A 14476-nucleotide genomic window follows, 5' to 3' on the forward strand; every position below is an offset into this window, starting at 1 on the left:
AAAAGGAATAATAATTTGTACATTTGGAAAACATCAAAGCTGTCTGAGGAACTTAAAGACAACAAAGTGCCAGACAGTGATTGGATTAAATACGCTTTAATATTCTTAATCTTTTATACGGTGACACCGTACTTGATGTTCTTGGCGCCGTATGTAAGCAATGAAGTTATGATAACCGAGGCTATTGGTATCTTAGTCGTGTCCATTTTAGGTGTAGTTGTCACGTATAGAACGAACAATAGAGATGGTAAAACCTACATTCTTCGCTCTATCGCTCTATCTATCCCTTTGTCGTTTAGATTTGTCGCTTTATCTGTGCTTGTTGGGATGGCTATCGTCTCTTTCGACTTTGGCGCTCAACATTACTTTATTGTTGAATTACTTTCGACATTCTCTGTTATCGCTTTGCAAGCACTCTACTTTTGGCGCTTGAATGTTCATTTAAAGTACATCAACTCATAGCTTTGTACTTTCTACACTGGTTACAGGCTTTGTGATTAGGCATAAGACTGACTGACGATGAGCTCTCTTAACCATTTATGGCTTGGGTCATTGTCGAGTTGCTTGTTCCAAAGTAGAAAGAACCCACCAGGTTCCATTTTTATCGGGAGCGGTTTGATCACAATGTCTGATTTACCTTCGAACTCGCGGATGCTTTTGTAAGGGTAAGTCAGTATCAAGTCGCTCTTCTCACACAGTTTCACCGCGCTAGAAATGTCGGACATATTGACGGCGTTGTCGATGCGCAAGCGTTGCGTGTCGAGCACCTCATGTAATAGCCAGCTAGACACACCGCCAGTGATGACTTGGATATGGCGGTACTTCAGGAATGCGTCGAGATTCCATTCTTCCTCTAATGCTGGGTGTCCTTTTCTCAAGATACACGCCGAGGTGTCACGCATCAGTTCCGCATAATTTAGAGTGTCGGGGATGGTATCGACATGGGTTTTAGAACGATCATCAAACTCAAAGATACCCACACCGAAGTCAATCTCTCTTCTTTGTAATCGAGTAATGCTGCTGTTACTCCAATCTGCACTTTTGATGGTTATCTTTGGCGCACTAGACAACGCTTGAGGCAGAAAACGTGGGTAAATGGTGGAGTAGGCGGTTTCAATAAGATCGATACTGAAAACACGAGTCGATCGTTCTGGGTCAAACTCTTCTGGTTCACGAAGCTGATCAATTTGCATCAGAATTTGTTGCAGTTTGCTCTCCAATGCCAACGCTTTCGGGGTCGGCAATAAACCTTTGGATTCTCGCTCGAATAAGGGGTCATCAAACTCTTGGCGTAATTTAGTAAGCTGTTTACTGACGGCCGATTGAGATAAGAACAGTTTCTCTGCGGTTCTGCTCACGCTGCGTTCTTGCAGTAAGACGTACAGACAAATCAGCAGGTTCATATCATTTTTGATTAAGTGGGATAAATTTATCATGATATTCCTATCATTCAACTTACAAATTGAAGGGTATGAATAGAAACTATATCACTTAATTGAATTGAGCCAGAAATAGTGACTCGTTGCTCCACTTAAACAATCAAACTGTTGAGGTATTGACTAAGCTCTTTCCTAATCTCTAGCTCTGCTTCTGATAGGTATTTGGGTCTATGTGCACTAACCTCGGCAATGTTTTGTTCGCGAACTTGATGGGTATCGCCGATGGCGTCAAATACGCTGCGCAGCAAGTTCATTGAGTGCGACATCAAGGCTTCGCTTTCTTGTTGTGAGAGTAAAGGCTCCGCGTCAAAACCAAGCGCGTAGAGAATGTCGTTAAAGTGCATCGCATAACCTGAGCCAGAGACATCAAATGTGGTGCTTTTGATGCCATTTGGGCTTCTCTCCCACAGATACGGAGGATGCTTGAGTGTGCCAAAACCAATTGCAATGACGCGCTCTGAATAGTGCAGTTCCAACCTTCTATCCCAGATATCCCCCGCCTTTCCTGCATCAATCACTACTTCAATATTGCCCTCGGTCGATGTGAGTTCGCCTTCGACATAGAGATGAGTTTCAGCGCCTTGTGTGTACTCTAATTGCGATTCGTTAATACGTTCGGCACGGACTTGTTTAAGTTCAATCTGTGAGTCTTCTATGCCGAATTTCTGCAGGTAGCGAACTAACCCAGCAAGCGCATGAATGCCCATATCAAAGCCATAACCTCCGCCGCCGCTGGTGGCTAAGTTAAGTAGCTTTCTCGCGTTGAGTAACGCAATTCGGTTTTCAAAACGGAAGTCTTGGATCGCTTCATGATTGTCGATGGGGTTGTCGGCGGCAATCGCGATAATCTTGCGCGGGGCAGAGTCAGGTAGTGCGATAGATGAATCAGCAAAGAGCGCTTCCAACGAAGGAGAAACCAAAGCGGTGTCAATAAAGTAAAACTGTGCTCCGCGACGTTTAAGCTCAGGGCTGACTTGGTTGAATCCTTTGTCGATATCGGCCAAGGAGAAGGACGGTTTCTCAACCACAAACAACAGGTTTTGAATGTCGAGTGCATTACTCACTTGTTCAATAATGGAGAGGTGCGTACCAACCGGTGTTAAAACGAAGACCGCAGCAACATCAGTGTGTGAGTAAGCCTGTAAAAACGCATCAAGATCGGCGTAGCGAGCGGAGTAAGCGAATTGAAACTGCGATGCACAGGACTTGGGATGTTGAACTGCAGGGTCAATGGCGACGACATCGAAGCGAGAGCTTAAGATGTGCAGAAGGTTCTTATACAAACCCACCACAGACGATTTAGCGTTCCCCAATCCACCAAATACCAATACGACCTTGTTCATCACTTCCCCTTATCCCAATTGCACTCACCAACAGGCTAGCAAAAATACGCTCAGGAATAATGGGATAAACCCGGAATTTTAAGTTCTGTATTCGGTGAGTCATACAAAAAAGCCCACGCGATGGTGGGCTTCAATTGGAATGAGAGAGTGATTACAGGGCGATAAACAAGCCTGCTAGCGCTGCACTCATCATGTTGGCAAGGGTCGCAGCAATCACGGCACGGAAGCCAAGTTTTGCCACTTCTTGGCGTCGCTCAGGTGCCATTGCGTTAATCGAACCCAGCTGAATCGCGATAGAGCCGATGTTAGCAAAACCACACAATGCGAAAGTGATGATGATTTGGCTATGTGCTGAAAGGGTTTCTTTCACGTTGACGAAATCAAGGAAGGCCACGAACTCATTCAGAATCGTCTTCTGACCGATCAGTGAGCCAGCGGTTAGGATTTCATTCATCGGGATACCAGCAAAAAATGCCAGTGGAGCGAACAGGTAGCCAAAGATCAATTGCAACGTTACGTCTTCGTAGCCAAACCAGTTGCCCACGGTTTCAAAGCCTGCGTTGACCATCGCGATGACGCTGACAAAAGCAATCAGCATAGTACCCACTGCAACTGCTACTTTCACGCCGTTCATCGCACCAGAAGCTAACGCATCGACGATGTTGGAATCTTCGCTTTTCTCTAGCTGAATTGCGCCTTGATGTGCCGATACTTCACGTTCTGGCACTAAGATCTTCGCCATCAACAAGCCACCCGGAGCCGCCATAAAGCTCGCCGCGATAAGGTATTTCAGTTCAATACCCAGTGCTGCGTATCCGCCTAGTACGGAACCTGCCACAGACGCCATACCGCCAACCATTACTGCGAACAGTTCAGAGCGAGTCATGTTGGCCAAGAACGGACGGACCACCAAAGAGGCTTCACACATGGATAGGAAGATGTTGCTGGTTGCAGCAAGAGATTCGACTTGAGAAGTACCCAGTAGGCGATGGATAGCACCACCGATGACTTTGATAAGAGCTTGCATCACGCCCAAGTAGTAGAGCAATGAAATAATGGCAGAAAGGAAGATGATCAGAGGAAGAACGCGAATTGCGAAGATGAAATTGCCCGTTGCGAGTTCGCCAAAAACAAACCCGATGCCTTCGTCTGCGAATGAGAGGAGCCCGGATACGCCGTTGCTGATGGAGCCTAACATGGATTGCCCGAGAGGGAAGTAGAGCACCAGTGCCGCAAAACCGGCTTGAAGAGAGAATGCGCCGATTACGGTGCGCCAGTTGATGTCGCGACGACTATCAGAAAGTGCGTAAGCACACGCCAACAAGGCCAATACGCCGGCCAAGCTGAAGATGATTTGCATTATGTTACCTTGCTTATGTATCTGTTAATGAGCGAGCTAAGAATTAGGCGCACGCGTGCAGAGGCAACATTGCGGAGAGTGCAAAATGTTGTCTTTACCCGAAGTCGAATTCAAAGCCCGTAAACGCTGACAGTTACGCTGGGCCCTGTTCCGTGGGGCAAGTTTCCATTTTGCAGCCGATTGAAAGCTGGTTCGATTCCTAACTATTTGAGTCGGGAACCTATCTAACCGGCGCGGAGTATACGCACGGTTTTAGATGCTGACAACGGTTATTGGAGCGATTTTTTGTTGTACGAAAGCAAAGGCGCAATTGTTAATCAGCTAAGGCCTCAATCGCTTGTTGGACGGAAGTGAAATGGATTTTGATGATGCAGCGCTGTGCTTGAGCAAACTCGTGTTTTTGAATCAGCTCTGTCACTTGCTGCACGTTCAATGTTTGTGGCAACAGGCCCAATTCTACTGTGTTATGGCTACCCGTTTTTAATGCAAAGCAGTGACCTTGTGTATCAATCACAATATCATCCTGACCCCAAATCAAAGCTTGGCATTCAGCGTTTAACTGCTCTGGCGAAGCTAAGTACACCAGTTCGTCGTCGCCATCAAGTTTGAGTAAACAAGGCCATGTGATCATTGCGTTACCTTAATATTGGAGTGGGTCATTTAAAATCATCTACGCGCTAAATTAGTGGCGTAAGGCAAGTACGATACACAAAGCCTAAAGAGAGCAAAAGGCTTTCTGTCTTGCTATGTATTTAAGAGCTTTAGCTGTGCGTTTCTTTAGCTTTGCGTTTATTGAGAGAGGCTAAGCGTACTTACCAATGATGTGGATTAAGTCGTCTACTTGATGTGCCACATAATCGGGCTGGGCGCTCCAGTGCTCTGGTTGAGCGCCACTGTACGCCGCTGCTACGGCAATCACTTTGCAGCTGCCACCTAAGTGATGCTCGATATTCCGTGCAAACTGCGTGTCTGCCTCGTGGTCACCAATGTACATCAGCAGTTGTTTATCGGAGTGCCCAAAGATGGACTCGATGCATTTGATGCCACCAAAAGGATCCGGTTTTTGATGCCCATTGGACACATCATCTTAGCCCACGACAGCTTTAAACGGTGCATTGATTTGGTTGGCGCTGAGTACGTTACGAATGTTGGATTGCGAGTTCTGAGAGCAGACTCCGTGTGGCAGGTGTTCGAATGCGTTCACCACATCGGTAATGCCACTGAACAGATTCACTGGTGTTTGGTTTTGCTCTTGGTGCTCAGCCCACATGGTGCCCGCGATGAGCATCTCATCATGGGACAGACCATAGTAGTTTACGTACAGATCTTGCCAGTTTTTCGCCGCGTGATTGGCATGATGATAATCCGCTTCACTGCGTAGGTATTTCGGTAAGTTATCCCCGGTCAGGTGCGGCGCTACAACGGACAATATCGCTTTGGTGATGTCGATATTTTTCGGAACAGAATTTACTAGGGTGCCATCGTAATCCCACAATACGGCGTCTAACTTCATGCAAAACCTTTTGATACAGCGAAGGGTGAGTAGCTTTAAATCTTGCCAGTCTTAATGGGGAGATAATCAGATCTTGCTCATGTTTTCATAAGCTTGCTTTGAGTCGCTCGGAAGAGACAATAAGTGAAAGAATAACAAAAAGCCAGCAAGGTGATGGTTGCTGGCTTTCTAGTGCATGCTGCGTTGTACAAGGCGTTAAGCGATGTGCGACATCTCGTTTAGAGTGAAGGTGTCTACCGCGCCTTCAGTTGCTTTCATGTATTGCGCTAGGTGCTCGTTGTCCATGTGCGTGCGCCATAGTTCGCGTGATTCCCAGTTTTCGTAGAAAGTGAAATGCGCTGGGTTTTCGTTATCTTGGTGAAGGTCGTAGTTGATGCAACCTTCTTCGGCACGAGTGACATCAATCAGTTTAAGTAGCTCGGCTTTTACCAATTCTACTTGGTCTGCTTTGGCGATGATGTTAGCGACGATAGTCAATTTAGCCATGATGGAAATCCTCTGTTGATCGTGATGTATCGTGTTGACGAGGTAAAGATTAGTCGCGAATCACTAAATGATAAACAGCACAATGATTGATTTATTATCAAATATAAATTGATAATCGAACTTCAATCTTGTGCTAGCTGTGTTTAAAAACTGGACCCCGGCTGTTGTAAGAATTCCACTTCTTCTGCGGTGCTATCACGGCCTAAAATCGCATTGCGGTGTGGGTAGCGACCAAAGCGATCGATGATCACTTTATGCTTTAGTTCGAACTCGTAGTTCGATTCTCTACCTAGCGCTTTGAACAGCTTCTCTGCCTCTTCATGAATCCGCTTAGATTCACTGTGCATAAATGGCATGTACAGAAAGCTGCGTTCAACGTCGGTCAATTCTTGGTCTAAGCCTAGACGAATTGCCTCTTGTGCCAAAGCAAGCGCGAGAGCATCTTGAGCAAAAGCTTTTGGCGTATTGCGGTAAACGTTGCGAGAGAATTGGTCGAGCACGATGATCTCCGCCAGACGGCCTTGCGCTGTGTCTCGCCAGTCAAACAACTCAGATTGAGCGGCTTGTTCTAAGGTAGTGAGGAAGCGTGTTTCGATTTGTTTATCGACGTCGGCATTACTCACAAACCAGTCTTTTGGTTCCAGTTCTTCAAACCAGAAAGTCAGGATATCTTGGTACATGGTTGCTTCCCTGATAGAAAAAGAGCTAGGAGTATATACCCAAGTGACTTCAAGATGCAGGATTCAGAGCGTTGTCATTGATTCGAGAACAAGGAAAACAACGCAGTGTAATAGCCGCCTCTTTCCAAGTTGTTTGACGCAGCAATCGGGTCAATGACACGCTCCCAAAGGGCGAGTTGCCTTGGCTTGTATACTTTGTTGCCGATTCTTGATTTAGGCCCACTAAACCTTTAAATCGCCGCCGCGTCTACAAACCAAGTCATTCTCGCTGAACCTAGCATCTCGAGGTTACTTGGGTATAACCCCCAGCTCTTGGTTTCGCTTATCGACCGTAAGTCTCTTGGATGTAGCGCTCAAACTGCTCGCACATCTGCTCGTCTGAGAGCGAGTTGCTTGCTAGCTCTTTGCTGCCATCCACCACCTTGATGCTGGCATTTAAAGACGCCACTGGGGCACGTTCACGAGTTTGCAGCGAGGCAATTTTCTGCTGCTGAACTTCCCATGCTTGTTCTGGTGATAGGTTACACACGTCTGCCAGATACTTAGCGTTAAAGCCCTCACCCGTTAGGCTAACGATAGTCTCGTTGTGCGATAGGTGGTTGCCCGCATGCCAGTAATGTTTCGCCAGTAGCGGCCCAATCTCTGGGTTGTCTGTCAGGTAGCCAAACTTGTCGAGGAAATAAGCGCGAGTCTGGTAAACCGCCATGTGTGCTAGCAAGTAGCCGTGGTAGGCACACGCTGCTTCATCAGACAGAAGGTGTGGAATTGCCATCAATGGGCGTGGGCTGCATTCCAAACCAAGAATTTGCTTTTCACAATCGCGTGCCAGCTTAGTGATGCGTTCTGGCGTCAGCTCTTCATCGCTTAATTGGTAAAGCGCACGTTCAAAATACGGCACGACCAAAATGCTGCGTTCTTCGTACGCTTTGAATGGCTGACGGCTGTTGATCATCGCTTGAATGATCTCATCTGGTACTGAATTACCTTCTGCGTCCAACGCGTATTGTTTTAGCCAATCGGCATCGGTCAACAGGCTGTCACAGAACATGGATTGTGTTTCTGCGTATGCCATGGAAGTTGGTGCGAATTCTTGAGAGAAACACGGCGCGTTCATCTTAACGTTAGCGAAGTGCGCAGCGTGACCGCCTTCGTGGAACAGAGTATTGATGCCATCGTAGCCGCTGCCCACTTGGTCTGGTTTCGCGTTACTGGTGAAGTTCACCTGCGCGGCAACCCATTCGCCTTGGTTGTAGAACGATGGGATAGGACCATGGCAGAAACCGTTCGGGTATTTGCCTTTGCGGTCAAGTAGGTCTAGCGTCAGCTCTGCGCCTGAGTATTCGATGTTAAGACGACCGAACGATTCCACCCAGCGACGTAGCGACTTTGAGAACGGTACGTACGGGTCAAGGTCACGCATGACATCACCCGCAAACGAGTACACAAAGTTGTAGCCAGTCAGTGCGCTTTGACCTTTTTGCTTAGCAAGGTTTGCCAAGCTGCTTAGGTGAGCATCGCGCGTGCGCTGTTCAAAGTCATCTAAGATGCTGAACAGTTGCTCTGAGCTCATCTTTTCCGTCTTCTTCACTGAGTAGTCAAAGAAGGTTTCGTAGCCCAAAGAACGTGCGAATTGATTACGCAGTTTGATCAGCTCAATAAAGCCGTTTTGCAGCAACCATTGCTCAAGGTCGAGCAGCGTTTGGTGCGCAGATTGACGCACTTCTTCGTGATTATTGGCGCGAATGGTCGACGACAATACTGGCAAAGAGCCCTCGGTTTGTTCACCGTTTTCATTGGTAAACGTCAGAACGTGGTTTTGCTTTTTCTCGAACAACTCGGCTTCAAATGCAATCAGAGCATTCTTTTGTGCTTGAGCTTGTTCGCCTTCAATTGCATGCGATTCAAACGTTGCCAACCAGCCTTGCAGACCAATTTGCGTTTGCTGTTTCTCTTGTGGGTCTGCAATTGTTTCAGCCGCTTCAAGTTGCGCTTTGATAGCAGAGATTTGCTCGGCGTTGCTTAAGAAATTGGTCCAAGCGGTTTGTGCTTTTGTCGAACCATCGTGGTCGTCGCTGATACCCATGTACGTCTCCCAAAAGAAATCTTCTTTGGTGCGATGGATAGCGAGGTAACGTTGGTTTAGGTCGTTTAGGTATTCCGTTGCAGTCATTTTGATCCTTCAAATGTTTGCTTTATTGAGGTTTTTATCGTCATTGATTATGGCACGCATAAGTAGCAGAAAGGAATGCGAAATCCATTTGCCATGTTTATGGCTTGTAAACAGGAATTTACCGCACTTTTTACATGTGCAGACGTCAGTCACAAAATTTTTCCGTTTTTGATTAGTAATGGCCGTTCTCTATTTATAAAATTCGGTCTTTCGCAGTGGTGCTGAAAGTAAGGAAAACAATAATGAAAACAAGAATCGCAGCTCTAACAATGGGGCTAACCTTGGTGGGATGTTCAGCAACAACACCAACCAATGACCAAGTTTTTAATATCGAGGAAAACTGCGCCGTCATTATGAGTGAAGGAGTGACGCCAGAAGAACGTTGGAGCGCTTACAACAAGCTTATTGAAAGCTATGGCGACCATTATGTATCTGATAAGAACCGCTTGGAATTGGCTCGATGGAACTCATTTCGCCAAAAACTGATTCGCGATGAGAGTCATCAATTACTCAAAGAATTTATTGAAGTGAGTGACTGGGGCTGCGCAAATGGCAATTACCTTGAAGAGATGTACTTATTTGTGAAGGAAACACAAGCGAGCAAATCAGAGTAAGACCTGCGCCTTACTCGTCTTCATCCGATTCTTGATGTTGATTGATCTCTTTACCACACCCTAAACATTGGTTTGAGAGGTCGGTTGGCATCATGATGATCAAACCACAATGAGGGCATAAATCGCCTTGGTCGTATCGTCGCATTGTTCACCTTCTCATTATATGGTCTTTTGTTCTGTAATTTTAAACCAACACCACAGAAATTACGACATCAACAGCAAACTAAACCAATTTGCATATACTCAATGTGTTAGCGAATACAACGGAAGGTGTCATGTTAACTCCTCATAGACTGATTCTTGGTGCTGCGTTGCTGCCTGTATTTAGCGCGTGGGCGAATGCTGCTGAGCAAACCGCAGACGTGGTGTACATCAACGCTGGTATTTATGGTCATCCAAAAGCAGACGCTGTTGCCGTGCATGATGGACGGATTGCTTTTGTTGGCGATAAAGCTAAGGCACAAATGTGGGTTGGTGAAGGCACGGAAGTGGTGGATTTGACTGATACCTACTTGTTGCCGGGTTTTGTCGATAATCACAATCATGTGTTTGAGGCGGCTTCCGAAGCAGGCGGTACGTGCTTGTTGCAAGCTGGCACCTTGTTGGATGAGCAAATCCCACAACTGCAAGATTGTAAAGAGTTTGTCCAAGATGGCGAATGGTTGATGGGGTACGGTTTTACGCTTGATGCGACCTTGTCTGAAGAAAACCAGCGCACACCTCTCGAAGTGATCGATGAAGTCTTTCCTGAAACGCCGGTGGTGTTAATGGAGCAAACCTCTCACTCGATGTGGGTGAACTCTGCTGCGCTGAAAGCGGCGAACATTGATAAAAGCACACCTGATCCGCAAGGCGGCCGTATTCTCAAAGATTCGGATACCGGCGAGTTGAATGGCATCTTACTCGATAACGCTGGTGATTTAGTGATGGAACTGGCTTGGAACAGCATGAGTGCGCAGTTTGCGGTGAGCTACCAAGGTTTGTTGACTGGATTAGAAGAAGCTGCGCTCTACGGCATTACCACAATTGGTGATGGGCGAATGTACTGGAAGCGAGGTTGGTATGAAGTGTGGAAGAAGAGTGAAAAACGGGGTGATCTGACCTCTCGCGTCTCTTTGCGGCCATGGATCTATCCGACTGACAGCATGGACTCTCAACTGTCGTATTTGAAAGGCATTCAGTCCGACGATACTTCTCGCTTGGTGCTGGTGAACCAAGTCAAAATGTACAGTGATGGCATCTTCATCAATGGCACAGCCAAAACCCTTGCGCCTTATCTTGATACTTACCTGCCAGATTCTCCCTATGGTCTGAATTACATCTCGCCACAAGCGATGCCCGACTGGCTAAGCAAGCTTGATAAACTCGGTTACAGCGCTCACATTCATGCTATCGGTGACGGTGGTATTCGTGAATCACTCGATGCAATTGAGAAGGTGCGCAGTCAGGGCAATCAGCGACGTTATACTTTGACGCATGTCGAATTGGTGAACAGCAAAGACGTGCCAAGGTTCGCTAAGTTAGGTGTCACGGCAGACTTTCAAGTTGGTTCCGATTATGTGGCTTATCACGATCACCAATGGGCAGAAGCCTTCTTAGGCGCTACGCGAGCCAGAGCCTTGATGAACCTGCGTGCGCTTTACAATGCCAAAGCTAACGTGACGTTAAGCAGCGATTGGAATGTGCATGATCTGAACCCATTGGTTGGTATCTCCAATAGTTTGGTGATGGGTGAAACCGGATTGCCAAACGTCTCAGCTGCGATCGATGCCTACACAATTCATCCGGCTTACAGCTTGGGTTTAGAAAAGGAAATTGGCTCAATAGATATCGGGAAATCGGCAGACTTTGCTGTATTGGATCAAGACATCACCCAACTGAAAGCGGAAGACATCGCCCAAGCTCGCGTCCTCATGACGGTGTTGAGAGGGGAAGTGGTCTACGAGCAATTGGATGACGAATAAGCCGAGCGATAACTCACTCGGCTGAAAGGTTGTTGTCTTGTTGAAGCGTATTTAGAGACTATTGCTCAGGGTATTCGCCCATACCTTGCGTTTGCCCTTCAGCTTTCCAATGCTCGCCTGGGTCAAAGGCTTCATCGCATAGATCGACGGTGTAGCCCATTTCGGTAATTTCTTTCAGAGTGAGGTTGTCAGCAATTTTGGCAATGTCGCCCGCCTTGTTCCGCAGTTCCATGGTTTCCCTCCGGTCACTGTTTGGTTGTCGGTTCAAGTCGCGCCAAGCATAAAAACTTGGGTGGCTCGGTTATAAGTATAAGCAGTGATGAAGGACTTTTTGGGTTAATAGCCATAATTTATTTAAGGTTAATTGGTCGGTATAACACTTTGGCGTCGATACCAGTTCAATATCATGGCGATAGAAGACAAAGTGTGATTTATTGACGCCTCAATCGTGGAGATTTTAGGAACGGAAATGGTGATTCTCGACCACACACTCGCGCAGCAAATCGTCGATCGCACCATGTCGATCATTGGTCATAACATCAATGTGATGAACGCGGCAGGGACCATTATTGGCAGCGGCGATGCTGAGCGTATTGGTCAAAAGCACGATGGTGCAGTGCTGGCGCTGAATCATGGTGACTCACTAGAGTTGGATGAGCAAAGTTGCCAATCATTGCAAGGCGTGAAACCGGGCATCAATATGCTGCTGCACTTTAAAGGTGAAGTGGTGGGCGTGGTGGGTGTCACTGGCAACCCTAAACACATCCGAGCGTTCGCTCAGTTAGTGAAGATGACAGCGGAACTGACGATTGAACAAGCTTCGCTGGTGGAGCAATTGCAATGGGACCGCCGCCATCAAGAAGAGTTTGTCTCAGCATGGTTGAACCAACAACTTAGTGATTCTGAGCTGCACGATTGGGCGCAGCGCCTTTCCATCGATTTAGCAACACCCCGAGTTGCTGTCGTGATCGAGCTTAAAGCAGAGAATGCGCCTGTTAGTTTGAACAGCGTGCGCGGCCTCGTTGACGTGTTGTATCGCTCTGAAGATAAGCCGTTGGTGGCGATCATGTCGATGAATGAAATTGTCGTTCTCAAGCCTTTACGTTCCTCTTCTTCGAATAGCGACCAAAGTGTGCTTGAGAGTATTCAGCGCCGCTTAACGGCCAATCAGATTGATGATGTCCGTCTCGCGATTGGGCAACGTTTTGATCGCGCACAGCAGCTTCCTCTATCCTACCAAAGTGCCAAGCAGGTGCTTGCTGTCGGTCGTCGCTCTCACCCAGAACAAACCATGCTTAGCTTCTCTGAATATCGCTTACCTGTGTTACTCGCTCCTTTAGCCGATTCTTGGCAAGGTGAACAACTCGCTCAAGCGATGTCAACTTTGGTTTCGGCAGACAAATCTGGACAGTTGATAAAAACCTTAGAGGCGTATTTTCAAGCCAATGGTAACGCCAATGACTGTGCTAAGGCTCTGTATATTCATAGAAATACCTTGAGATATCGTCTGGATAAAATCAGTGAAGTGACGGGCATTTCGACGCAAGATTTTACGGGATTGACCGAGCTGTATATCGCAAGCCAGTTAAGAAAGCTAAATTAGTTAATTGTGCAAATGCACAAAATAATTCAAACATAGTCAGTAGTGTTTGGATGTTTGACTAAAGAATATGCCGAATTTTTAAGTGAGAATAGCCACATTGATGACCTGCGACTTGTCGCTCGCAGCGTGCTGTTTTCAGGAGAATGAAATGAAAGTTGTGATTGCCCCAGATTCGTTTAAAGAGAGCTTGACCGCCAAGCAAGTGAGCGACGCGATCAAGAGCGGTTTGTCTCGTGTTTGGCACGATGCAGAATTCGTCACGGTACCTGTTGCTGACGGCGGTGAAGGGACCGTTCAATCTTTGATTGATGCGACTGAGGGTGAGCAGGTTTTCGTGACCGTAAAAGGCCCACTTGGCAATGATGTGGAGGCGTTTTACGGCATTCTAGGTGACGGTGAAACCGCAGTGATCGAGATGGCAGAGGCAAGTGGTTTGCACCTTGTGCCAAGTGAGCAACGTGACCCGAAAAACACCAGCAGCTTTGGTACTGGTCAGTTAATTCTGAATGCGCTTGATCGCGGTATTAAACGCTTGATCATCGGCTTGGGTGGCAGCGCAACCAATGACGGCGGCACGGGTATGCTAGCGGCCTTGGGTGTTAAGTTTCTGGACAGTGCTGGTCAGCCAATCACACCCAACGGTGGCGGTTTAGTTGAGCTAGCAAGCATTGATGTGTCTGGGCTCGACGCTCGCTTAGCGGACTGCGAAGTGTTGGTGGCATGCGATGTGGACAACCCATTGTGTGGCGAGAAAGGTGCATCCGCGATTTTTGGTCCGCAGAAGGGCGCGACACCGGCGGATGTTGAGCTGCTAGATTCTGCTCTAAGCAAATACGGTGAACTGACTGAGCAAGTGACAGGCAAGCATGTGCTGACTCAAAAAGGCGCGGGCGCTGCCGGTGGTATGGGCGCAGCGTTGCTTGGTTACTTACCAGCACGACTGAAGCCGGGTATTGAGATAGTGCTAGACACCGTAAAGCTCGCAGAGCACGTAGCAGACGCTGATATTGTCTTTACTGGCGAAGGCCGTATTGATCACCAAACAGTGCATGGCAAGACACCAATGGGGGTGGCGAAAGTGGCTAAAGAGTATGGTTTGCCTGTCATTGCCCTAGCAGGCTGCACAGGTGATAACTTCCAAGCAGTCTACGAGTGTGGCATTGACGCGGTATTTGTATGTGTACCACGTGCAATGAGTTTGCCAGAAGCTATGGAAGAAGCCGACGTGAACCTTGCGAACTTGGCCGAAAACGTAGCCAGATTGTGGCAATTACCTCGCTAACACTCTGTGTTTGGTTGAGCAG

General features: G+C 47.3%; 14 protein-coding genes and 1 pseudogene. 5 read left to right on the forward strand and 10 right to left on the reverse strand.

The window, feature by feature from the left end; genetic code table 11:
• Positions 1–15: 15 nt before the first annotated feature.
• Positions 16–462, forward strand: a complete 447-nt coding sequence (locus L1076_RS22165; RefSeq protein WP_033005077.1) for a hypothetical protein — start codon at positions 16–18, stop codon at positions 460–462.
• Positions 463–497: 35 nt separating this feature from the next.
• Here the strand turns inward: L1076_RS22165 and L1076_RS22170 are convergent, their stop codons facing one another.
• The 8 genes and pseudogenes from L1076_RS22170 to L1076_RS22205 all read right to left on the reverse strand — a co-directional run bounded on the left by L1076_RS22170 (position 498) and on the right by L1076_RS22205 (position 8991).
• Positions 498–1436, reverse strand: coding sequence for a LysR family transcriptional regulator (locus L1076_RS22170; protein WP_038880296.1), 939 nt, complete (start codon positions 1434–1436; stop codon positions 498–500).
• A 95-nt stretch (positions 1437–1531) separates the two neighbouring features.
• Positions 1532–2782, reverse strand: a complete 1251-nt coding sequence (locus L1076_RS22175) for a hypothetical protein (protein WP_237304482.1) — start codon at positions 2780–2782, stop codon at positions 1532–1534.
• 151 nt (positions 2783–2933) lie between these two features.
• Positions 2934–4142 carry a NupC/NupG family nucleoside CNT transporter gene (locus L1076_RS22180; RefSeq protein ID WP_038868149.1) on the reverse strand — a complete coding sequence of 403 codons (1209 nt, stop codon included), beginning with the start codon at positions 4140–4142 and terminating at the stop codon, positions 2934–2936.
• Positions 4143–4455: 313 nt separating this feature from the next.
• Entirely contained in the window at positions 4456–4773 is a 318-nt protein-coding gene (locus tag L1076_RS22185) for a DUF4144 family protein (protein ID WP_054756624.1), read from the reverse strand.
• 171 nt (positions 4774–4944) lie between these two features.
• A pseudogene (locus L1076_RS22190) lies at positions 4945–5655 on the reverse strand (HAD hydrolase-like protein).
• A gap of 195 nt (positions 5656–5850) precedes the next feature.
• The gene (locus L1076_RS22195; RefSeq protein WP_005435368.1) at positions 5851–6141 is read right to left on the reverse strand and encodes a putative quinol monooxygenase; all 291 of its coding nucleotides are present in this window, start codon (positions 6139–6141) and stop codon (positions 5851–5853) included.
• 143 nt (positions 6142–6284) lie between these two features.
• Positions 6285–6821, reverse strand: coding sequence for a DUF924 family protein (locus L1076_RS22200; protein ID WP_063344614.1), 537 nt, complete (start codon positions 6819–6821; stop codon positions 6285–6287).
• Between the two features lie 322 nt (positions 6822–7143).
• Positions 7144–8991 (reverse strand): M3 family metallopeptidase, encoded by a 1848-nt coding sequence (locus tag L1076_RS22205; RefSeq protein WP_237304483.1) that lies wholly within the window; start codon positions 8989–8991, stop codon positions 7144–7146.
• A 242-nt stretch (positions 8992–9233) separates the two neighbouring features.
• Here L1076_RS22205 and L1076_RS22210 point away from each other — a divergent pair, with 242 nt between their 5' ends.
• A complete protein-coding gene (locus tag L1076_RS22210) occupies positions 9234–9605 on the forward strand; it encodes a hypothetical protein (RefSeq protein ID WP_033005074.1) in 372 nt (123 codons plus the stop codon).
• A gap of 10 nt (positions 9606–9615) precedes the next feature.
• On the opposite strand, the gene L1076_RS27035 is transcribed toward L1076_RS22210, so the two are convergent.
• On the reverse strand, positions 9616–9750 hold the full coding sequence (locus L1076_RS27035) for a hypothetical protein (protein ID WP_258070912.1): 135 nt from the start codon (positions 9748–9750) through the stop codon (positions 9616–9618).
• 130 nt (positions 9751–9880) lie between these two features.
• Here L1076_RS27035 and L1076_RS22215 point away from each other — a divergent pair, with 130 nt between their 5' ends.
• A complete protein-coding gene (locus L1076_RS22215) occupies positions 9881–11569 on the forward strand; it encodes an amidohydrolase (RefSeq protein WP_237304484.1) in 1689 nt (562 codons plus the stop codon).
• 58 nt (positions 11570–11627) lie between these two features.
• Here L1076_RS22215 and L1076_RS22220 read toward each other — a convergent pair whose 3' ends face one another.
• Complete coding sequence (locus L1076_RS22220) at positions 11628–11801, reverse strand: hypothetical protein (protein WP_009706819.1); 174 nt, start codon at positions 11799–11801, stop codon at positions 11628–11630.
• A gap of 237 nt (positions 11802–12038) precedes the next feature.
• Between L1076_RS22220 and L1076_RS22225 the strand changes: the two genes are divergently transcribed.
• The gene (locus tag L1076_RS22225) at positions 12039–13172 is read left to right on the forward strand and encodes a sugar diacid recognition domain-containing protein (RefSeq protein WP_237304485.1); all 1134 of its coding nucleotides are present in this window, start codon (positions 12039–12041) and stop codon (positions 13170–13172) included.
• Positions 13173–13320: 148 nt separating this feature from the next.
• Positions 13321–14454 (forward strand): glycerate kinase, encoded by a 1134-nt coding sequence (locus L1076_RS22230; RefSeq protein WP_237304486.1) that lies wholly within the window; start codon positions 13321–13323, stop codon positions 14452–14454.
• Positions 14455–14476 lie beyond the last annotated feature (22 nt).

The organism is Vibrio sp. MMG023 (genome assembly GCF_021654215.1).
GTDB lineage: Bacteria > Pseudomonadota > Gammaproteobacteria > Enterobacterales > Vibrionaceae > Vibrio > Vibrio jasicida.